18 protein-coding genes are annotated in these 20,678 nt (G+C 72.8%); 11 read left to right on the top strand and 7 right to left on the bottom strand.

Features of this window, described 5'->3' with window-relative positions; translation table 11 throughout:
• The first annotated feature begins 24 nt into the window (after positions 1 to 24).
• A complete protein-coding gene (locus tag AB0O07_RS12930) occupies positions 25 to 1,038 on the top strand; it encodes a hypothetical protein (protein WP_365631232.1) in 1,014 nt (337 codons plus the stop codon).
• 207 nt (positions 1,039 to 1,245) lie between these two features.
• Here AB0O07_RS12930 and AB0O07_RS12935 read toward each other — a convergent pair whose 3' ends face one another.
• A complete protein-coding gene (locus AB0O07_RS12935; protein WP_365631234.1) occupies positions 1,246 to 1,623 on the bottom strand; it encodes an SH3 domain-containing protein in 378 nt (125 codons plus the stop codon).
• 240 nt (positions 1,624 to 1,863) lie between these two features.
• Positions 1,864 to 2,730 carry an SDR family oxidoreductase gene (locus tag AB0O07_RS12940; protein WP_365631236.1) on the bottom strand — a complete coding sequence of 289 codons (867 nt, stop codon included), beginning with the start codon at positions 2,728 to 2,730 and terminating at the stop codon, positions 1,864 to 1,866.
• 103 nt (positions 2,731 to 2,833) lie between these two features.
• On the opposite strand from AB0O07_RS12940, the gene AB0O07_RS12945 reads away from it, so the two are divergent.
• On the top strand, positions 2,834 to 3,508 hold the full coding sequence (locus tag AB0O07_RS12945; RefSeq protein ID WP_365631238.1) for a TetR family transcriptional regulator: 675 nt from the start codon (positions 2,834 to 2,836) through the stop codon (positions 3,506 to 3,508).
• A 137-nt stretch (positions 3,509 to 3,645) separates the two neighbouring features.
• On the opposite strand, the gene AB0O07_RS12950 is transcribed toward AB0O07_RS12945, so the two are convergent.
• Positions 3,646 to 3,930, bottom strand: coding sequence for a hypothetical protein (locus AB0O07_RS12950; protein WP_365631240.1), 285 nt, complete (start codon positions 3,928 to 3,930; stop codon positions 3,646 to 3,648).
• 182 nt (positions 3,931 to 4,112) lie between these two features.
• On the opposite strand from AB0O07_RS12950, the gene AB0O07_RS12955 reads away from it, so the two are divergent.
• Entirely contained in the window at positions 4,113 to 5,450 is a 1,338-nt protein-coding gene (locus AB0O07_RS12955) for a sensor domain-containing protein (protein ID WP_365631241.1), read from the top strand.
• Positions 5,451 to 5,511: 61 nt separating this feature from the next.
• Positions 5,512 to 6,171 (top strand): response regulator transcription factor, encoded by a 660-nt coding sequence (locus AB0O07_RS12960; RefSeq protein WP_365631586.1) that lies wholly within the window; start codon positions 5,512 to 5,514, stop codon positions 6,169 to 6,171.
• Positions 6,172 to 6,318: 147 nt separating this feature from the next.
• On the opposite strand, the gene AB0O07_RS12965 is transcribed toward AB0O07_RS12960, so the two are convergent.
• Positions 6,319 to 7,365 carry a small ribosomal subunit Rsm22 family protein gene (locus AB0O07_RS12965; RefSeq protein WP_365631243.1) on the bottom strand — a complete coding sequence of 349 codons (1,047 nt, stop codon included), beginning with the start codon at positions 7,363 to 7,365 and terminating at the stop codon, positions 6,319 to 6,321.
• 173 nt (positions 7,366 to 7,538) lie between these two features.
• Between AB0O07_RS12965 and AB0O07_RS12970 the strand changes: the two genes are divergently transcribed.
• Complete coding sequence (locus AB0O07_RS12970) at positions 7,539 to 9,404, top strand: hypothetical protein (protein WP_365631245.1); 1,866 nt, start codon at positions 7,539 to 7,541, stop codon at positions 9,402 to 9,404.
• A gap of 94 nt (positions 9,405 to 9,498) precedes the next feature.
• On the opposite strand, the gene AB0O07_RS12975 is transcribed toward AB0O07_RS12970, so the two are convergent.
• Positions 9,499 to 10,947, bottom strand: a complete 1,449-nt coding sequence (locus AB0O07_RS12975; RefSeq protein ID WP_365631247.1) for a multidrug effflux MFS transporter — start codon at positions 10,945 to 10,947, stop codon at positions 9,499 to 9,501.
• Between the two features lie 145 nt (positions 10,948 to 11,092).
• Between AB0O07_RS12975 and AB0O07_RS12980 the strand changes: the two genes are divergently transcribed.
• The 3 genes from AB0O07_RS12980 (at position 11,093) to AB0O07_RS12990 (ending at position 14,138) form a co-directional block, all read left to right on the top strand.
• Positions 11,093 to 12,148: a Gfo/Idh/MocA family oxidoreductase gene (locus AB0O07_RS12980; RefSeq protein ID WP_365631249.1), complete on the top strand. Its 1,056-nt coding sequence runs from the start codon at positions 11,093 to 11,095 to the stop codon at positions 12,146 to 12,148.
• 11 nt (positions 12,149 to 12,159) lie between these two features.
• A complete protein-coding gene (locus AB0O07_RS12985; RefSeq protein ID WP_365631251.1) occupies positions 12,160 to 13,005 on the top strand; it encodes an SDR family oxidoreductase in 846 nt (281 codons plus the stop codon).
• Between the two features lie 194 nt (positions 13,006 to 13,199).
• Positions 13,200 to 14,138: a PhzF family phenazine biosynthesis isomerase gene (locus AB0O07_RS12990; RefSeq protein WP_365631253.1), complete on the top strand. Its 939-nt coding sequence runs from the start codon at positions 13,200 to 13,202 to the stop codon at positions 14,136 to 14,138.
• A 213-nt stretch (positions 14,139 to 14,351) separates the two neighbouring features.
• On the opposite strand, the gene AB0O07_RS12995 is transcribed toward AB0O07_RS12990, so the two are convergent.
• Positions 14,352 to 15,380, bottom strand: coding sequence for an aldo/keto reductase (locus AB0O07_RS12995; protein ID WP_365631255.1), 1,029 nt, complete (start codon positions 15,378 to 15,380; stop codon positions 14,352 to 14,354).
• 154 nt (positions 15,381 to 15,534) lie between these two features.
• On the opposite strand from AB0O07_RS12995, the gene AB0O07_RS13000 reads away from it, so the two are divergent.
• On the top strand, positions 15,535 to 16,344 hold the full coding sequence (locus tag AB0O07_RS13000) for a Clp protease N-terminal domain-containing protein (protein ID WP_365631257.1): 810 nt from the start codon (positions 15,535 to 15,537) through the stop codon (positions 16,342 to 16,344).
• 165 nt (positions 16,345 to 16,509) lie between these two features.
• Positions 16,510 to 18,414: a rhamnogalacturonan lyase gene (locus AB0O07_RS13005; RefSeq protein WP_365631259.1), complete on the top strand. Its 1,905-nt coding sequence runs from the start codon at positions 16,510 to 16,512 to the stop codon at positions 18,412 to 18,414.
• A 69-nt stretch (positions 18,415 to 18,483) separates the two neighbouring features.
• Here the strand turns inward: AB0O07_RS13005 and AB0O07_RS13010 are convergent, their stop codons facing one another.
• The gene (locus AB0O07_RS13010; RefSeq protein WP_365631261.1) at positions 18,484 to 18,969 is read right to left on the bottom strand and encodes a hypothetical protein; all 486 of its coding nucleotides are present in this window, start codon (positions 18,967 to 18,969) and stop codon (positions 18,484 to 18,486) included.
• A 356-nt stretch (positions 18,970 to 19,325) separates the two neighbouring features.
• Between AB0O07_RS13010 and AB0O07_RS13015 the strand changes: the two genes are divergently transcribed.
• A complete protein-coding gene (locus AB0O07_RS13015) occupies positions 19,326 to 20,615 on the top strand; it encodes an acyl-CoA dehydrogenase family protein (RefSeq protein ID WP_365631263.1) in 1,290 nt (429 codons plus the stop codon).
• The last annotated feature ends 63 nt before the right edge of the window (positions 20,616 to 20,678 follow it).

Here is a 20,678-nt window from a genome sequence, read left to right on the forward strand (position 1 = left end):
CGGAACATCACGGGGGCGTACGGCATGAGCACGAACGGCAATGGTCACCCGGGGCCCGGTGGGCAGCCCGGTCCCGGCGGCGGGCATCCGCCCTACCCCGGCCCCGGCGGGCCCGGCGGGCCCGGCGCTGGGCCCTACCCAGGGCCTTATCCGGGGCCCTATCCGCCGCAGCCGGGGCCCGTCCCCGTACCGCCGCAGGGGCGGCCGGGGCATCCTCCGGGGTGGGGGCCGTACCCGCCGCAGCCCCCGTACCCGGGTCCGCCGCAGCCGCCCCGGCCGCCGCTGACGCGGGGGCAGCGGATCCTCAAGTGCCTCTACAACCCGTTCTACGCCGCCCAGCGCGCCTTCAGGCCCTCGCGGCCCGACGTCGTCCACGACCTGACGGTGCGCAAGATCCAGATGTGGCGGACGGGGCTCGGGATCGGTGCCTGGCTCGTGCTGGTCATGTCGTACAAGCCGGTCGACACCGCCAAGGGGGTCGAGGCCGTCGCGGACGACAAGTTCAACCAGAGCTGGATCAGCACGCTCGTCCTCGTCTGCGCCTTCCCGCTCGTGATCGGCCTCTTCGCGTACGCCGCCCGGGGAGCGCTGCGCGGGCTCTATCTGCGGCGGTCCCTGAAGTCCTTCGGGGCGGTGGCGGCGCTGATGGGGTCCATGGCCTCGTTCCCCCTCGCCGTCGCGCCCGACCCGGAGACCACCGCCTTCCGGGACGCCATCGGGGTCCCCGGCATGGTCGTGATCGTCATCCTCTGCACATGGTCGCTCGGCTTCGCGCTGTACGGGATCGGGCTCTGCCTGATGCACGTGTTCCGCAGCGCGGACATCCACGAGGTGCTGCCGCCGGTCCTCGCGACCCTGCTGGTGTGGGTGATGGCCGCGCTCGACGTGATCAACAACGAGAACGCCGAAGTCCCGCTCCTCGCCCGGATCGTGTTCCTGCTCGGGGCTCCGGTGTCGGTGACGGTGCTGTCGTGCTGGGAGCTGTACCGGCTCCGGACCCACCACAACCTGACGATCCGCCAGGCCCTGGGCCGGTAGCCCTCGCCAGGACCGTCAGGCCGTCAAGTCATCAGGGCCGTAAGGCCCTCTCCGCCGGGACCACCGCCGCCGCCACCGCCGCGTCGTCGTCGCTCCCAGCGGAACGAGCGGAACGGGCGGAACCGCTGATGTCTCCTTCCGAGGACATCAGCGGCCCGGTAACCCCTGCTTCCTGAGCAGGCTTCAGCAGTGCTCTCAGCTGTGCTCTCAGCAGTGCGGGACGTAACTCTGGATGCGCCCCGTCGTGAGGTAGTAGTCGCTGACGTACCGGGTTCCGCTCGCGGAGTAGAGGCGGGCCCAGATGTTGTAGCCGTTCACGGACGTGCCCGTGGTCCAGCAGTCGACCTCGACCTTGGCGCCGTTGGCAAGGGTGTACACGATGTCGGCGCTGGTGCTGGGCTTGACGCGGACCTTCAGCCCGTTCGGCGCCTTCTGCACATACGCGCACCACGCCCGCGGATCGCTGCCGGAAGAACCGCAGCGGAACGCGTCGGCGTTGGCCGCGGGGGCCAGCGCGACCCCCGAGGCGAGGATTCCGGCGGCGGACGCGGCGACGACACCGGCCTTCCAACGTACGAATCTCATGATTCCCCCTGTTTCTGTCGGTCTGCGCATTCGGTCTGCGCTGTCGGTACAGCTCGCCAGGTGCGGGCGGCTGGTTGACGGCGATGCGCCGTACGCGGCGCTTCTCGTCATGCTCCGATCATTCCCAGGGGACCCGGCCCGGCAGATAGCAATGCGCGCCAAGGGCTTGGCACTGAGCGCCGCCCTCCGGGCCCGGTTCGTGATGTCGCGGCGGAGCCGGCTGCACGGCGGCACCCGTGGTCAGTGGGGTGTCCGGGCCGGAGTGGGCATCAGGGCGTTCCAGAGGGGGGTGGCCCGGCCTCGGTTGCGGGCGGTCAGCTCCTCCAGATACCAGTCCTGGCCCAGGAGTTGCTTGACGCGGGGGACGGCCTCGGCGTCCGGGCCGCTGTAGTAGTGGACCTTGCGGGGGTCGCCGTCGGTGACCATACGGAACATGACCTCGGCCGTGACCGCCGGGTCGGAGCGCACCAGGTTCAGCGAGGCGAAGGTGTTCCAGGACTCCGTGTAGTCGTCCGGGACGTCCCGCGCGCGGTCGGCCTTGCCGAAGATCTTCGTCTCCATGCTCCCCGGGTGCAGGGCCTTGACCTGCACCCCGAACTCGGCCAGCTCCGCGTGGAGACCCTCCGTGAGGGCGGCGACGGCCGCCTTGGACGCCTGGTACACGGAGGTGTACGGGAACCCCGCGTCCGCGCTGATCGAACTGACGTTGACGATCACCCCCGAGCGCTGTTCGCGGAAGATCGGAACGACCGCCTTGTTCAGCGCGGCCAGGCCGAAGACATTGGTCTGGAACTGGCGGTGCACCTGGTCCATCGTCACCGCTTCGAGCGGGCCAGACTGGAAGTAACCCGCGTTGTTGATCAGGGCGTCCAGGCGGCCGAACCGAGACCGGGCGAGGTCGCCGAAGCGCAGGTCGGCGTCCTCGTCGTCGACGTCCAGCAGGAGCGTCCTCACACGGTCCAGACCGGCGTGTACGGCCAGGTCCGCCTCCTTGCGGACAGTGGCGACGACGTTCCAGCCCGCCTCGGCGAAGCGGCGCACGCTCAGACAGCCGAATCCGCTGGCGGTGCCCGTGATGGCGATGGTCTTCGCCGGCATCGGAGACATCAGAGCTTCCTTCTTCCGTGGTCGCGCCTTCCTTTCCTATAGTGAAACACCGGTGCGTTAATTGGGCAAGTTTAACGCGCCGCCGTTGCGTTATTGTTTACGTATGCCGTCGTCGCCCCCTTCGCCCTCGCCCGACTCCTTCCAGCGCGCCCGCCGCCCCGAGCACAAGGAGCGGCGCCGGCACGACATCCTGGAGGCCGCCGCGACGCTGGCCCTGAGGGACGGGGTCCGGTCGGTCACCCTCACCGGCATCGCCGCCCGGGCCGGTGTCCACAAGTCGGCGGTGCTGCGCTACTTCGCCTCCCGCGAGGCGGTCTTCCTGCTGCTGACCGCGGAGGGGTGGGGGGAGTGGGCCGCCGCTGTCGGTGACGCTCTCGCGGAGCCCATGGCGCCCGGCGAGGTCGCGGGCGTGCTCGCGGGGACTCTGGGCGAGCGGGCCCTGTTCTGCGATCTCCTCGCCCACGCGCAGCTCACCCTCGAACGCGGGGTGACCCTGCGCCAGGTACGCGAGTTCAAGATCGCGACCCTCGACGCGGTCGCCGGGATCGCCCAGGCCCTGACCACGGCCCTGCCCGCGCTCCCCCGCGAGCGGGCAATCGACGTCATCGCCGGTACGACCGCGATGGCCGCCGCCCAGTGGCAGACCTCGAACCCGCCGGACACCCTGGCCCTGCTCTATGCCCAGGACCCGGTCTTCGCCCATGTCGCGACCGACTTCGCGCCCCGGCTCACCCGGCTGGTGACCCTGCTCCTGACCGGCGCCGCCGGCCAGGAGTGAACCCAGGCCGGGGAGCGAGCCGGCCGGCGGGCGCGCGGGCTCGGGGGCGGCCCCGCTCGGGGAGGGGGCGGCGCCACTCCGGGAGGGGGCGGCGCCACTCCGGGAGGGGGCGGCCCCCGCTCAGGCGCGGCGCCCGCTCAGCGGTGGCGGCGGGCTCGTACGATCAGGGCCGTCACGGCGGCCACGGTGACCACGCCGCTCACCAGGTTCGTCCAGATCGGCAGGGAGCCGAAGTTGGACGCCATGTTGATGATCACGCTGAGCACGACCACCGTCCACAGCCCGGCCCGTACCATTCCGTCCCGGGCCACGCCCTCCGCCTGCCCTCCTTCCGTCTGCCCGCCCTCCGCCTGCTGACCAGGTCCCTGCTGGTTGTACGTCTGCTGGGCGGTGGGGCGGTAGGGGTCGGTGGTGTGCGTCATGACGGGGCCTCCTCGGGCGGGTTCCGGTGGTGTGGACGACATTACGGAGCGTCGCCGCCCTGCCCCATCCCGCGTACGGCCCGGTCCGCGGTACAGCAGGCTGTACCTTCCCGGCCCTGGAACTGAAGTGGAACCCCTGTTCCCTCTATGGTCGTTCCGGACTACCGGAAAGAGGCGGACGGATGGCCACTGCATCCCCCAACACCAGGCCCGACACCGGGCCCAGCGGCAAGCCCGGCACCAGGCCCAGCGGCACGCAGAGCAGAGGAGGCCGGGGCGGGGGTGACGACGGCGAAGGGCTCATAGCCGTCACCCTCGCCCGTACCGCCTCCGCCGTCGGCGAGCTGCTCGGCGGCCTCGGTACGGCCCTCCTCGCTCTGGTCCTGCTCGCCCTGCTCGCCGTCACCGCCCTCACCTCCCTCCTCGGCGTGGGGCTCCTCCTCGCCCCCCTCACCCTCCGCGCCCTCCACGCCCTGGCCCGCCGCGAGCGCGCCCGGCTCGGGCGGCGGGGCGCCGAGGTCATCGCCCCGGACCCGCCGCCGACCCGGCTGACCGCCGCCCTCGCCGACCCCACCACCCGGCGCGAGGCCCGCTGGCTGGTCCGGCACGCCACGGTGGGCCTCCTGCTCGGCACCGCCGCGCTCCTGATGGTGATCTCCGCCGTGCGCGACACCACGTTCCCGCTGTACTGGCGGCTGCTGCCCGAGAACCCCACCGCCACCTCCTTCGCGGTCGGCGTCGCCCGCTCCTGGCCCGACGCCATCGCCGTGGGCCTGGCCGGCTTCGGCGCGATCGCCATGCTCGTCGGGCTCACCCCGGGCATGGCCCGGCTCCAGGCCGCCCCCGGCCGCCGCCACCTCGCCGCGGGCTCCGAGGTGGACCTCCAGCTCCGCGTCGCCGAGCTGACCTCCACCCGCGCCGCGGCCCTCGACGCCCACGCCACCGAACTCCGCCGTATCGAAAGGGCGTTGCACGACGGCACCCAGAACCGGCTGGTCTCCGTCTCCGTCCTCCTCGGCGCCGCCCGCCGCCAGGTCGCCCGCGACCCGTCCCGCGCCGACGAGATCCTGGAACGCGCCCAGTCCGCCGCCGAACAGGCCCTGGCCGAGCTGCGCTCCGTCTCCCGGAGCATCCTCCCGCCCGTGCTCGACGACCGGGGGCTGGCCGGCGCGCTCACCGGGCTCGCCTCGGAGTCCCCGGTTCCGTGCCGTATCGATGTCGAGACCCGGCAGCGCTGCGCCGCCTCCGTCGAGGCGACCGCCTACTTCGTGGTCGCCGAAGCCCTCACCAACGTCGCCAAGCACAGTGGCGCGCGGCATACGACGGTGACGGTACGGACGCGGGGCGGGCGGCTCCTGCTGAACGTCACCGACGACGGCCGGGGCGGCGCGGACGCCGCCGGTGGTTCCGGGCTGACCGGGATACGCCGCCGGGTGGCGGCCCATGACGGCACTCTCCGCCTGGCCAGCCCGCCCGGCGGTCCGACAACCCTGGAAGTGGATCTCCCCTGTGGAACGTGAAACCCCCCTCGCCCACGCTCCGGGCACCGGCCCCGGCACCGGCCCCGCCCCTGACCGGAGCCTGCGGGTCGTGATCGCCGAGGACGACCCGCTGCTCCGCGAGGGGCTCGCCCTCCTCCTCCACGCCGAGTCGCTGGACGTCGCCGCCACCGCCGGGACCCCCGAGGAGGCGCTGGCCGCGATCGACACGTACCGCCCGGATGTCGCCATCTTCGACGTACGGATGCCCCCCACCCACACCGACGAGGGGATCCGGGCGGCCGTGGAGGCCCGGAGCCGGCACACCGGTCTCGCGGTGCTCGTGCTCTCCGCGTACGTCGAGCAGAGCTTCGCCACCCAGCTCCTCACCGGCGGCGTCGGCGGCCTCGGCTATCTGCTCAAGGAACGCGTCGGCCGGGTCGAGGAGTTCCTCGACGCGCTGTACCGGGTGGCGGACGGCGGCACCGCGATCGACCCGGAGATCGTCGCGCAGCTCTTCACCCGCTCCCGCCAGGACACCCGGCTTGAGCGGCTGAGCCCGCGCGAACGGGATGTCCTCGCCCTGATGGCGGAGGGGCTGGGCAACAGCGCCATCGCCGCCCGGCTGGTGGTCACGGACGGCGCGGTCCACAAGCACATCCGCTCCATCTTCGCCAAGCTCGACCTCTCCCCCGCCGACCGGGTCGACCGGCGGGTGGCGGCCGTTCTGCACTATCTGGAGGATGTGCGGCGGCTCGTCTGACCGGTGACCGGTGATCAGTGACCGGTGAACGGTGAACGGTGAACGGTGAACGGTGAACGGTGAACGGACATGGATACGGGCCGACCGCCGCCGCCGACCGCCGCCGCCGCCGCCGTCCGACAACCCCTCCGGGCTACGGAGGGCTTGTCACTCCCCGGGCCAGCCCTGGTCCTCCTCCGGAGGCCAGCTCTCCCCCCACCCCCTGTCCCGCGCCGCGCGGTACAGGGGGCCATGGCGTTTGGTGACCGTCTCGCGGCGCAGGGCGTCGGTGGCCGTGCAGAGCTCCAGCAGCACCTGCCCCTTCCTGAGCTGCGGCTTCCGGACGATCCTGGCCGGGGCCCGGTCCGGGACCGACCGTACGGCGGCCACGTAACTGAACTTCTCGTCCTCGTACGGCAGCGAGCCGCCCTTCACCTGCCGGTGCAAGGAGGACCTGCTGACCCGGGCCGAGAAGTGGCACCAGTCGGTGCCGGGCGCGATCGGGCAGGCGGTGTCGTGCGGACAGGGCGCCGCGACATGGAAACCCGCGCCGATCAGCAGATCCCGGGCCTCGATGACCCGGAGATAGCCGTCGGGGGTGCCCGGCTCCACGATCACCACGGCCTGGGCCGACGCCCGCGCGGCCTCGGTGACCAGGGCGGCACGGTCCCGCTCCGCCAGTTCCTTCAGAACGTACGAGACGGTCACCAGGTCGCTCCCCTCGGGCAGCCGCAGCGCCTCCCCGATCCGCCCCGTGCGCCACCGGACGGCGCGGAGGGCGGGGATCCCCGAGGACTCCGCGAGCTCCCGGCCGAGCGCCAGGGCGGGCTCCGCCCAGTCGAGGACGGTGGTGGAACGGGGGGTTCCACCGGCGCCGCTCCCGTCGTCCCCGCCCCACACCGCGTCCGCCGCCCACACCGCCGCCCCCGTACCGCCGCCCACGTCCACATGGCCGCCCGGCGCCCACCCCGGCACCGCGTCGGCCAGGGCCTCCAGGGCGGCCCTTACGGCCTCGAAGGTGGCCGGCATCCGGTACGCGGCGTACGCGGCGACGTCCGAACGGTCCCGCAGGACGGGGGCGTCGGTCGGGGTGGTGCCCCGGTAGTGGGCGATCAGGCGGTCGACGGCCTGGGCGGCCTGCTTCGGCGGGAGCCCGTCGAGGAGCCGGCCGAGCCGGGAGCGCAGGGTTTCCGCGGTGGAGAGGGTGGCGTTCACCGCCGAATTGTAGGCAAGCGGGCAGGACCCGACGCCCACTCGGGCACCCGCGCGCACCCCTGTGCCCGCCCCCGCGCCCGTCCCAGGAGCGAACGCCGAGCCCCCTATGACCAGTTGCTACGCTGGCCGCCTTGCAGCACGGGGCGGGCTCTCACAGGAGGACCACGGGGACCATGGCCACCATGTTCCAGCGGATAGGGCGCAGACTCGTGGGGCCTACGGGGATGCTGAGAACGACGCGTCACAACCGTCCCCTGGGGGACGGGCCGACGAGGCGCGAACGGATCGTACGCACCTCCCTGGCGGTCGGCGGGGTGCTGCTCGCCCTGCTGCTCCTCCTCGTCACCTGCGGCCCCCCGGCCGACAGGAAGAGCGACAAGGCGGGGCCCGGCGTCAGCGTGCCGACGGCGAGCGCGTCGGCGAGCAGCGCCCCGCGGATCCCGCAGCTCGTCGTACCGGACACGTACGACACGACGAACGGCTGGGACATCACGGACAGTTCGCCGACGTACGCCGTCGCGCAGTCCAGCGGTCTCATCGCCTACCTGGCGCGGACCGATGACGACGAGTACCTGATCCGCACGATCAACCCGAAGAACGGCAAGCCCGCCTGGGACGGCGAACCCCGGCGCACCCTCTATCCGCCGGATCGTTTCCCCCGGCTGCTGTCGGTCTCCGCGGATCCGGTACGGAAGGCCGAGGAACCGGCCGGGGAAAAGGCTGGGGACAAGGCCGGGGACAAGGGCGGGGACAAGGGCGGGGACAAGAAGGACGACAAGAAGAAGGACGACGAGAAGGACGACAAGGCGAAGGACGACGCCAACGCCAAGGACGGGGAGAAGGCGAAGGACGACGCCCAGGCCAAGGACGGGGACAAGGGCAAGGACGGGGAGAACGCCCAGGGCGCCCAGGACGCCAAGGGCGACGGGAAGCAGGACGCCCCGGAGGAGCAAGAGGCCCAGGAGTACTTCGTCACCTGGTCGTACGGGCGGGTCGACCAGGGGCCCGGGCAGCCCTCCGACTCGTTCATCTCGCTCGACATCTTCCGCGCCTCGGACGGCAGGGCGCGCCGTATCGAACTCCCCTGGCCCGACCCGCCGAAGATCACCGCCTCCGGCCCCTCCATCCTGATCAGCGACGGCAAGGCGACGACGGCGGTGATCGACCCGGCGAAGGGCGACATCGTGAGCGTCCCACCGGGGGCCCTCGGCTACCCCAAGGAGTGCAAGGAGTGCCGCACCCTGACCCAGGTACGGGGTACGACCCCCAAGGGGCTGCTGGTGAGCGGCGCCAAGGAGTTCTGGGTGCGCGGCGGCTGGTACAGCAGGAAGGTCGCGCCGAAGGACGCGGACCCGGCGACCGGGGTACCGGCCTCGCAGGCGGGCGGCTACATCCTCGCCACCTGGCAGAAAAAGAAAGAGGCGAAGGACGCCCGTACGCACGAACTGTGGGTGCTGCACGACGCGGCCACCGGCAAGGCGGTGCTCCAGGCCCGGTGCCGTAAACCCGCGATCAGATCGGCGGAGGACCCGCAGCTCGTGATCTCCCGGGACGGTGAGTACCTGGTCGCCGGGCGGCTCGCCTTCGACCTGCGGGAGAAGCGCGCGTACTGCTTCGAGGAGGAGGACGGCACGCGTCCCCTCATGCTGACCACGGTCACGGACGACGGCACGGCGTACGGCGCGCGGAGCGCGCGCAGCGCCTCGGACGCGCTGGCGGGCGGCGGCAGCGCCCCGGTCGTGGTGGACCTGACGACGGCGACACCGGAGACGATGGCCCTCAACGTACGGATTCCGGGGGCGGAGATCGCCGGGATCGGGCTGTTCCGGTGGACGGACGGCAAGGACAGGTCGCACCTGACGGGGTACCCGCACCGCCAGGAGCCGGGCCAGGAACAGGAGCCGGCCCCGGAGGAGACCCCGGTCCCGGAGCCGGGCCGGAGCGGGGAAGACGGCCAGGGGAATGGCCAGGGGGACGGTCAGGGGAATGGACAAGGGAATGGCCAGGTCCAGGAGGACGGAGCGGGCGGAGTGAGCTGAGGGGCGCGCTCCCCGCGAGCCCAAGCTCCCCGCGAGCCCCTCACTCCCGCGCGCTCCCCCTCACTCCCCCGCGCCCACGTCAGGGTGGGGAAGGCTAGGAGGAAGCCGGACCCGCGCCGCCCCGGCCACCGGCCCCGGCGCCCGTCTCCATCGGCGGCTGGTGCTGCCACGGTCGTACGAGACCGACGAACGCCGCCAGCGCCCCCACCGCGCACACCAGTTGGACGACGGCCATCGGTACGGCCGTCTCCTCGCCCGCGATCCCCACCAGCGGCGACGCGACCGCCCCGATCAGGAAGGACGCCGTGCCGATCAGGGCGGACGCCGAGCCCGCCGCGTGCGGGGTGCGCATCAGGGCGGAGGCGTTGGTGTTGGGCATCGCGAGCCCCATCGCGGACATCAGCACGAAGAGCCCGGCGGCGACCGGGATCAGCCCGACCTCGCCGAACACCCCGCTGGTCATCAGCAGCAGCGCCAGCGCCGCGCCCACGATCACGAGCAGGCCGAAGGCGAGTACGCGGTCGAGGGAGACCCGGCCGACCAGCACCTTGCCGTTGATCTGGCCGACGGCGATCAGGCCGATGGAGTTGACGCCGAAGAGCAGGCTGAAGGTCTGCGGGGATGCGCCGTAGATCTCCTGCACCACGAACGGGGAGGCGGCGACGTACGCGAAGAGCGCGGCGAAGGCGAGCCCGCCCGCGAGGAGATAGCCGGTGAAGATCCGGTCCGCGAGCAGCCCGCGCATGGTGCGCAGCGCGTGGCCGACGCCGCCGCTGTGGCGCTGCTCCTCGGGCAGGGTCTCGTGCAGCCACTTCCAGACGACGAAGGTGAGCACCACGCCGACCCCGGTGAGGACGACGAAGATGCCGCGCCAGTCCGTCAGCCGCAGCACCTGCCCGCCGATGACCGGGGCGATGATCGGAGCGACGCCGGAGATGAGCATGAGGGTGGAGAAGAAGCGGGCCATCTCCATGCCGTCGTAGAGGTCGCGTACGACGGCGCGGGCGATGACGATCCCGGCCGCGCCGGCCAGGCCCTGGAGCAGCCGGAACCCGATGAGGAGTTCGACGGTGGGCGCGAAGGCGCAGATGGCGGTGGCGACGACGTACACGGCCATGCCGACGAGCAGCGGCTTGCGCCGCCCCCACTTGTCGCCCATCGGACCGACGACTATCTGGCCGAGCGCCATCCCGGCGAGGCAGGCGGTCAGGGTGAGCTGGGCGGTGGCGGCGGTGGAGCCGAGGGAGCGGGTGACGGCCGGAAGCGCCGGGAGGTACATGTCCATGGAGAGCGGCGGCAGCGCGGTGAGCCCTCCGAGGATGAGGGTCACCAGCAGCCCGGCCCGGCGCGCGGCGACGACGGCGGGCGGTACGGCTGGTGCTCCCTGTGCCGCCGGGGCGGCCGGGGTGGCCGGGGCGGTCGAGGCGGTCGAGGTGGCCGGGGCGGTCGGGGTGGCCTGGCCGGATGCCGAGCGAGGCTGCTCGGACCGTATGGGTGTGGTACGCGTGGTGCTTTCTTCAGTGGTGCGACAGCCGTCCTGCATCCATCTCTCCATGTCGTTGAATCCGCATCTATGCTCTCAGCTCAGCCGGGCAGCTCGCCCCGCACCGCGACCGGCCGAGCGACCGACCGACCGAGCGGCCGAGCGACCGAGTGACCGAGCGACCAACCGAGCGATCGAGGCAGCGATGACAACAGCACCACTCCCGCAGGACCGCCCCGTGCGCTGGGGCGTCCTCGCCACGGGCGGCATCGCCGAGCGGTTCACCCGTGACGCGGGCGGGCTGCCGGACGCGGAGATCGTCGCGGTGGCGTCCCGGAGCGAGGAGCCGGCGAAGGAGTTCGCGGGCCGGTTCGGGATCCCGCGCGCGTACGGCGACTGGGCGGGCCTGGTGGCCGACCCCGAGGTCGACATCGTGTACGTCGCGACACCGCACTCCGCGCACCGGGCCGCCGCGGGCCTCGCGCTGACCGCCGGCAAGCCGGTGCTCTGCGAGAAGGCGTTCACGCTCAACACCCGGGAGGCCGGCGAGCTGGTCGCGCTCGCCCGGGAGCGGGACGTCTTCCTGATGGAGGCGATGTGGACGTACTGCAACCCGGTCGTACGGCACCTCGCCGAGCTGGTGCGGGACGGGGCGATCGGTGAGGTCCGTACAGTCCAGGCGGACTTCGGCATCCGGGGCGACAACGGCCCCTTCCCCGCCGGACACCGGCTGCGGAACCCGGCGCTGGGCGGCGGCGCGGTGCTGGACCTGGGGGTGTACCCGGTCGCCTTCGCCCACCTCCTGCTGGGCGAGCCGGACCGCGTCCAGGCCGACGCGCTCCTCTCCCCGGAGGGTGTCGACCTGAACACCGGGATGCTGCTCGGCTGGGACTCGGGCGCGACGGCGCTGCTCTCCTGCTCCATCACGGCCCGCACCCCGGCGGCGGCGACGGTGACCGGCACGGCGGGCAGGATCGACGTACCGCCCGGCTTCTTCCACGCGGAGAGCTTCGTCCTGCACCGCGACGGCGCGGAGCCGGAAGAGTTCCGGGCGGGCACGGGCCCGCTGGCCCACGCGGCCTCCCACGGCCTCCAGTACGAGGCGGCCGAGGCGATGCGCTGCCTCCGCGCGGGCGAACGGGAATCCCCGCTGGTCCCGCTGGCCGGCACCCTCGCGGTCATGCGCACGCTGGACGCGGTACGGGAGCGGATCGGCGTCCGGTATCCGGCGGACGGCCATCCGGCGGACGACCAGGGCTGAGGGGCGACGCCATGCGGAAGACGGACAGCACGGAGAGCACGAAGAGCACGGGCAGCGCGGACAGCACGGACAGCGCGGGCCGGGGCGGGCGGCGGGTCGCCGTCGTCACCGGCGCCGGGTCGGGGATCGGACGGGCCGTCGCCGTGGCCCTCGGGGGCGCGGGCTGGGCGGTGGTGCTCGCCGGGCGCCGGACGGAGACCCTGGAGGGGACCGCCGAGGAGGTCCGGGGCGCGGCCGGCACCGCCGGGCCGGAGGGCGACGTCCTGACCGTACGGACGGATGTGGCGCGGCCCGATGACGTGGACGCCCTGTTCGCCTCGGTACGGGAGCGGTACGGCCGGATCGACCTGCTCTTCAACAACGCGGGCACCTTCGGCCCCGGCGGCGTCACCGTCGCCGACCTGCCCTACACGGCGTGGCGGAGGGTCGTGGACACCAATCTGACCGGCTCGTTCCTCTGCGCGCAGGCCGCGTTCCGGCTGATGAAGGCGCAGGAACCGCAGGGCGGCCGGATCATCAACAACGGGTCGATCTCCGCGCACACCCCGCGCCCCGACTCCGTCGCGTACACCGCAACCAAGCACGCCATGACGGGGCTCACCAAGTCGCTGTCGCTGGACGGCCGTCCGTACCGGATCGCCTGCGGCCAGATCGACATCGGCAACGCGGCGACCGATATGACGGAGCGGATGCGGCAGGGCGTGCCGCAGGCGAACGGGGAGCTGGCGGTGGAGCCGGTGATGGACGTACGGGACGTGGCGCGGACCGTGCTGCACATGGCGGAGCTGCCGTTGGAGGCGAATGTGCAGTTCGCGACGGTGATGGCGACGGCGATGCCGTACATCGGCCGGGGGTGACGGCGGGGCGGAGCCCGTACGGGGCCGCCCGTAGGGGATGCGCTCGTACGGGATGAGCCCGTACGGGACCGCCCGTACGGGACCGCCCGCAGGTACTGGGCGGGATCCCCGGCGGAGTCCGGTCCGGGACACCGGGACACCGGAACACCGGAACACCGGAATACGCGACACCACCCGGCCCGTTGGTGACGCGTATGACCTCTCCTGATCTCCCTCCCGTCCTTCGTTACACCGCGTTCTCCGCCGACCCCCGGGGTGGCAACCCCGCCGGGGTCGTGCTCGACGCGACGCGGCTCGACGACCGCGAGATGCTGGCGATCGCGGCGGAGGTGGGGTACAGCGAGACGGCGTTCCTGACCCGGCTCCCCGAGGCCGGGGACGAGGCCGGTAACGGGGACGGGGCCGCGCACGGGGACGGCGGGCGCGTCTTCGGCGTGCGGTACTTCAGCCCCGTCGCCGAGGTGCCCTTCTGCGGGCACGCCACCGTCGCCACCGCGATCGCGCTGGCCGAGCGTTCCGGCCCCGGCGAGCTGGTCTTCGAGACCCCCGCCGGGGCCGTGCCCGTCTCCGTGACCAGAGACGGCGGCACCCCCGGCGGCACCCCCGGCGGCGCGCTGCGGGCCACGCTCACCGGGGTCGAGCCGTACGTCACCGGGGTGGCCGAGGACGACGTACGAGAGGCCCTGGCCGCGCTCGGCTGGCCGGCCGGCGATCTCGATCCGGCGCTGCCGCCCCGTATCGCCTACGCGGGCGCCCGGCATCTCGTCCTGGCCGCCGCGAGCCGGGCCCGTCTCGCGGACCTCGCGTACGACTTCGACCGGCTCGCCGCGCTCATGCGCCGACTGGACCTGACCACCGTCCAGTTGGCGTGGCGGGAATCGGCCGAGGTGTTCCATGTGCGCGACCCGTTCCCGGTGGGCGGGGTGGTCGAGGACCCGGCGACCGGCGCCGCCGCGCTCGCCTTCGGGGCGTACGTACGGGAGGTGGGCGCCGTCGACGGGAGCGCCGTCCTCACCCTGCACCAGGGCGAGGACATGGGCCGGCCCGGTGTCCTGACCGTCGAGCTGCGGGCGGGCGACCCGCGCGTCCGGGTGAGCGGCACGGGCGCCCGGATCCCGGACGACGCCGTCTGACCTGGAGGGCGCCATCTGACCCGGAGGGCGCCGGCCGCCCGTACACGCGCGTCCGTACGCCCTCCCGGTCCCTGAGTCCCCTACGGGGCAGGCGGCTCCCCTGTGACCGCCTGACCCGTACGGGCTCGTCCCCAGGACGGGCTCGTCCCCAGGACGGGCTCGTCCCCAGGACGGGCTCGCCCTCAGGGCGGGTTCGTCCCGTACGGGATGGCCTTACGGGGCCACCGCGTCGCCCGCCAGCAGCCCCGCGACCTCCGCCATCTGCGCCTCCCCCAGCGGCCCGTACCGCAGGGCCCCCGCGTTCTCCTCCGCCTGGGCGACGGAGCGGAAGCCGGGGATCGGCAGGGTGTGCGGGCCGCGCGCCCAGAGCCAGGCGAGGGCGCCCTGCGCGAGGGTGCGCCCGTCGGACATCAGCACCTCCCGTACGGCGTCGACCCGCGCCGCCCACTCCGGGGCCGGTACGCCGCCGGTACGGAACCAGTGCAGCCACCCCGGCGGTACGGAGCGGATGTCACCGCCGTCCCGCGTACCCGCCGTATCCCCGTGGCGGGCCAGGAGGCCCATCGCGAGCGGCCCCCGGTTCACGCTGGCGAGCCCCAGCTCCGCGCAGAGCGCCAGCATCTCCGGCGTGTCCTCCAGGACGTTGCAGGTGTGCTGGACGGCCGCGCAGTGCTCCCCACGCGCGAAGAGCGCCGCCCGCTCCGGGTCGTCCGTGGACCAGCCGTACGCCCTGATCAGCCCCTCCCGTACGAACTCCTCGCACAGCTCCTGGAGTTCGGTGGCGGCCTCGGGGGGCGCGTCGCCGATGTGGAGCTGGTAGAGGTCCACGTACTCCGTGCCGAGGCGGCGCAGCGAGTCGGTGAGCGCCCGGCGGGCGTAGCCGGGGGTGAGGTCGGCGCCGGTGCGGGTGCGGGTCTCCGGGTCGAAGACGTTGCCCCACTTGGTGGCGATGACGGCCTCGTCGCGCCGGCCCCGCAGGGCCCGCCCGAGGACGGTCTCGCTGTGGCCGGTGCCGTAGGTGTCGGCCGTGTCGAAGAAGGTGATCCCGAGGTCGAGCGCGCGCCGGATCGCGGCGACGGACTCGTCGTCGTCCACCGCGCCCCAGCCCAGCGGGGAGCCGTCGGGGTCCTGCCATTCGCCGCCGATCGCCCAGCAGCCGAAGCCGAGCGCGCCGACGGCGATTCCGCTCCGCCCCAGCGTTCTGTCTATGGCGTCCGTGTTCATGGCGTCCGTGGTGTCCATGGAGAGGACCGTAGGAGTTGAAGCGCACACGAAGACAAGGTGCGAGAGACCCGGAAACAGAGAAAGCCGGAAACAGAGTGACCCGGAAACGAGGCGGCCGACCATCGTCAACTTTGGGTTGACGGTCCGCATATCGTCAACCTAAGGTTGACGCATGGAGAATCCCACTCAGGGTCCTCAGGACCCGCAGAACGCAACGTCCGCTCCCGCCCAGGTGACCAACCCGGTCCGTCTCGACGAACTGATCGAAGGCATCAAGAAGGTCCACACCGACGCGCTCGAACAGCTCTCCAGCGCCGTCGTCGCCGCCGACCACCTCGGCGAGGTGGCCGACCACCTCATCGGCCACTTCGTGGACCAGGCCCGCCGCTCCGGCGCCTCCTGGACCGACATCGGCCGCAGCATGGGCGTGTCCAAGCAGGCCGCCCAGAAGCGCTTCGTACCGAAGGCCGGCGAGCCGTTCACCCTCGACCCGAGCGAGGGGTTCAGCCGCTACACCCCCGGGGCGCGGAGCGCGGTGGTCGGGTCGCAGAACGCGGCGCACGCCGCCGGTAACGACGAGATCGGCACCGCCCATATCGTGCTCGGCCTGCTCGGCCTGCCCGGGACCATCGCCGCGCAGGCGATCGTCGCCCAGGGGGTGCCGCTCGACCTCGTACGGGAGAAGGCGACGGCGGCGCTGCCCGGCCGGGCGGAGACGACACCGGCGCTGGTGCCGTTCGACGCGGCGGCGAAGAAGGCGCTGGAGCTGACGTTCCGGGAGGCCCTGCGGCTGGGGCACAACTACATCGGGACGGAGCACATCCTGCTGGCCCTGCTGGAGCTGGAGAACGGTACGGGGGTGCTCCACGAGGCGGGCATCGGCAAGGCCGCGTCGGAGACCCACATCGCGCGGCTGCTCGCGGAGTACGTCACGCGGCAGGCGGAGGCTCCGGAGGGGGCCGGGGAGGGGTCCGGGGCGTAGTCCGGGGAGCGGACGGGCTACCCGGGGGGGGGAGAGAGAAGCGGGGGGCCGGGGGCCAGAGGGGGGCCGGGGGCAGAAGGGGGCCGGGGGGCGGCAACCTTTCCCGTCCCGGAGGCGACCGGAGGGCACAGGGCCCCGACCCCCCACCCCCCTCTGGAGGATTCCGTGCCGCTCAGAACCCCCTCCCCGGGCACTCCACGCCCCCGCCCACGCCGCCGCCCCTTCGCCGTGCTGGCGGTGACCGGCGCGGTGGTGGCCGCCCTGGCCTCCCCCACAGCGAGCGCCACCTCGGCCGAGGCATCTGTCTCCGCAACCGACGCCTCCCCCCTCCTCGCCGCCTCCCGCATGGAGCGCCTCGACCGGGGCCTGGTCAGCGTCCACACCGGCAACGACAACCTGGTGAGCTGGCGCTGGCTGGGGACCGACCCCGACAACGTCACCTTCAACCTCTACCGGGGCTCCCTCAAGGTCAACACGGACCCGATCACCACCACCAACTACCTCCACAAGGACGCGCCCAACTCGGCGGACTACACGGTGCGGGCCATCGTGAACGGTACGGAGCAGGCCGCCTCGCCCCACGCGATCCAGTTCCGGGCCGGGTACTTCGACGTGCCGATCTCCGTGCCGCCGGGCGGCTCCGACTACACGTACGAGGCCAACGACGCCTCCGTGGGCGACCTCAACGGGGACGGCGAGCTGGAGATCGTCCTCAAGTGGCAGCCCACGAACGCGAAGGACAACTCCCAGTCGGGCGTCACCGGCAACACGATCGTCGACGGCTACACCCTTCAGGGGCAGCGGCTCTGGCGTATCGACCTGGGCCGCAACATCCGCTCCGGCGCGCATTACACGCAGTTCCAGGTGTACGACTACGACGGCGACGGCAAGGCGGAGGTCGCCATGAAGACCGCCGACGCGACGGTCGACGGCACCGGCCGGGTCATCGGCAACGCCTCCGCCGACTACCGCAACTCCTCCGGGTACGTCCTGGACGGACCCGAGTACCTGACCATGTTCAGCGGCCAGACCGGCGCCGCGCTCTCCACCGTCGACTATGTGCCGCCGCGCGGCTCCGTCGCCTCCTGGGGGGACTCGTACGGCAACCGCGTGGACCGCTTCCTCGCCGGCACCGCCTATCTCGACGGGGCCACGCCCTCCCTGATCATGGCGCGCGGCTACTACACCCGTACGGTGATCGCCGCCTGGAACTTCACGGGTGGTCAGCTCGTCCGCAAGTGGACGTTCGACACGAACAGTTCCACCAACGTCGGCAAGGGGTACGACGGGCAGGGCAACCACGCGCTGGCCATCGGGGACGTCGACGGCGACGGCCGCGACGAGATCGTCTACGGCTCGATGGCCGTGGACGACAACGGGGCCGGCCTGTGGACCAACAAGAACGGCCACGGCGACGCGGCCCACCTCGGCGACCTCGACCCGTCCCGCCCGGGACTCGAATACTTCAAGGTGGACGAGGACGGTTCGAAGCCCTCCTCGTACTTCGCGGACGCCAGGACCGGCCAGGTGCTCTGGTCGACGCCGGCCGCCGGCGACAACGGGCGCGGCGTGGCGGGCGACATCTGGGCCGGCAGCCCCGGCGCGGAGTCGTGGTCGGCCGCGGACGGCTCGCTGCGCAGCACCACCGGCGCGGCGCTGGGCCGCAAGCCCTCCTCCACCAACTTCCTCTCCTGGTGGGACGGCGACCCGGTGCGCGAACTCCTCGACGGCACGCACATCGACAAGTACGGCCCCTCCGGCGACACCCGGCTGCTGACGGGCTCGGGGGTGCACTCCAACAACGGTACGAAGGCGACGCCCTCGCTCTCCGGTGACATCCTGGGCGACTGGCGCGAGGAGGTCATCTGGCCCACCAGCGACAACACGGCCCTGCGGATCTACTCGACGCCGTACCCGACCGACCGGAAGATCACCACGCTGCTCCACGACCGGATGTACCGGACGGCGCTGGCCTGGCAGAACACGGCGTACAACCAGCCGCCGCACCCGAGCTTCTTCATAGGCGACAACATGCCGACGCCGCCGCGCCCCGCCATCACCACCCCTTAGGCGGACCGCGGACGACCCCTCCGGCACCCGGGGCCCCGAAACCCCCTGCCCGGCCCGTCACCCCGGCCCTCACCCGCTGTTGGCGACGCCGCTGCCGTCCCCGGTGCCGGAGGAGTCGTACCCCTGCCCCTCCTCGACCGAGCCGCCGAGCTTGCCCTGGGCACCCTTGACGTTCTTCTCGTCGTCCGTGCCGATGACCCACCGGGTGCCGATGAGGTAGGTGCCGCCGTACATCTGGGCGTAGTCGACCCAGTCGCGCTTGTTCTTCTCGGTGGTGAAGGTGATGAGCGTGTACCCGGTCCCGCCCTTCTTGCAGACGCCCTGCCGGTAGTCCTCGACGGTCATCCTGATCTGGGCCGTGCACCCGACGGCCTCGGCCAACTGCTCCACGGTCGCGGGCCCGGCCGCCACGGCGGAGGGTCCGGCGCTCCCCCCGTCGCCGCCGGTGGCAGCGCCGGTGGCCTTCCCGGAGTCCTCCCGCACGGAGTCCCCGCTCCCCCCGCTCCCCCCGCACCCGGCGAGGCCCAGCACCCCGACGGCCATCAGCCCCGCCACGACGGGCCGGAATCCCCGGCTCGGCCTCGGGGCCGGCCTCGGGCTCCGGCCCGGCTTCCGGCCCGGCTTCTGGCCCGGCTTCCGGCTCGGCACATACGACAACGTCAACGGCGCGCGCCGCCGGCGCGGATGAAGGCGTATCACACCCACGGATACGCACGCGCCGCCCCGAGCGTTCACCGGCGCCTCCCCGCCGGCCGCTCCCCACCGGCGCCGATCCCCCCGGCACGCCGATCCGCCATCCGTTCCGGTTTCCGCCGTGTCCGGCCCGGTCCTCCGCCCGGGGCGCACCGGCGCCGTAAGACTCGCCGGTACCGGGATCCCAACCGGACACGTGGTGAGAACGAGGAGCGACGATGACGACGACCGGCCTCCGCCCGCTGGGGACTGTGCTGGCCCAGCCCGAACCCGGCCTCACGGCCGACGATTTCCTGCTGCGGGCCCGCGCGCTGCGCGACCACCTCCGCGCCGAGCAGGAGGCGACCGAGCGGCGGACGTTCTACTCGCAGGAGACCCACGACCTCCTCCGGCGGAACGGTTTCTACCGCATGCTCCAGCCCAGGACCTTCGGCGGCTACGAGCTGCGGGTGTCCGAGTTCTACCAGGTCGTCGTCGAGATCGCCCGGGGCTGCCCCTCCACGGGCTGGTGTCTGGCCCTCGGCTCGGGACATGTGCTCCCGTTCGCCTCGCTCTTCGGCCCCGATGTCCAGACCGGGGCGATGGGCGCCGACGGACACTTCATCGCACCGCACCGGATGGTCCCGTCGGTCCGCGCGGTCCCGCACGCCGACGGCTGGGAGCTGACGGGCACATGGAGCTACAACTCCGGGGCGCCGTACTCGACCCACGCGCTCGGCACCGTCGCCCTGCCTCCCGGCGAGGAGGGCGCGCCCCGCTTCGGTATCGCGGTGGTGCCCCGGTCGGGGTACGCGGTCCTCGACGACTGGGGGGACATCCTCGGCCTGCGGGGCACCGGCTCGCCTTCGCTCCGGATGGAGAACGCCGTGGTGCCGTACGGCAACGTGCGCGAGGTGGACGGGCAGGACCCCTTGTGGGCCGAGCCCGTCGGCGCGGCTCTGCACGGCAACCCCATGTACGGAGGACGCTTCGGCGGCTTCTTCTTCGGTGAGACGCTCGCCGTCGCGGCCGGCATCGGTCACGCCATGCTCGACGAGTACCGGTCGGCGCTGCTGGAGAAGGCGCCGATGTGGAACCCGCACGGGGTGCGCGCGGACGACGCCCAGTACCAGGAGTGGTACGGCGAGGCGTGCTCCCTGCTCGACGCGGCGGAGGCGGTGCTCTGGCGGATGGGAGAGCTGTACCACGCGTTCTGCGAGCGCGAGGCCCGGGGCGAAGGGAGGTTCGGCCCCGTGGACGATCTGCGCCTGACCAGCCTGGGCGCGCAGGGCGATCGGTACGTCACGGAGGCGATGGACCTCCTCGTCCGTACCGGCGGGTCGAGCGCGCTCCGCCAGGGGGCCAGGACCGAGCGCTACTGGCGGGACTTCAGCGCCTACCGCACCCACCCCGCCACGATGGCGAGGCCGCTCACGGCCAGGCGTTTCGCCGCCGCCGACCTGGCGTCCGGACGTCCGGAGGCACCGCGAGGGGCGGCGCCCGATGAAGCCCGGGCGCACCACCCCTGAGGTCATCCCGGCCGTTAGCCCTGCCGTTACACCTGCCCTTACCCCTCCTGACCCCTCCTGCCG

It is taken from the genome of Streptomyces sp. NPDC093085 (genome assembly GCF_040683935.1).
Taxonomy (GTDB): Bacteria; Actinomycetota; Actinomycetes; order Streptomycetales; family Streptomycetaceae; genus Streptomyces.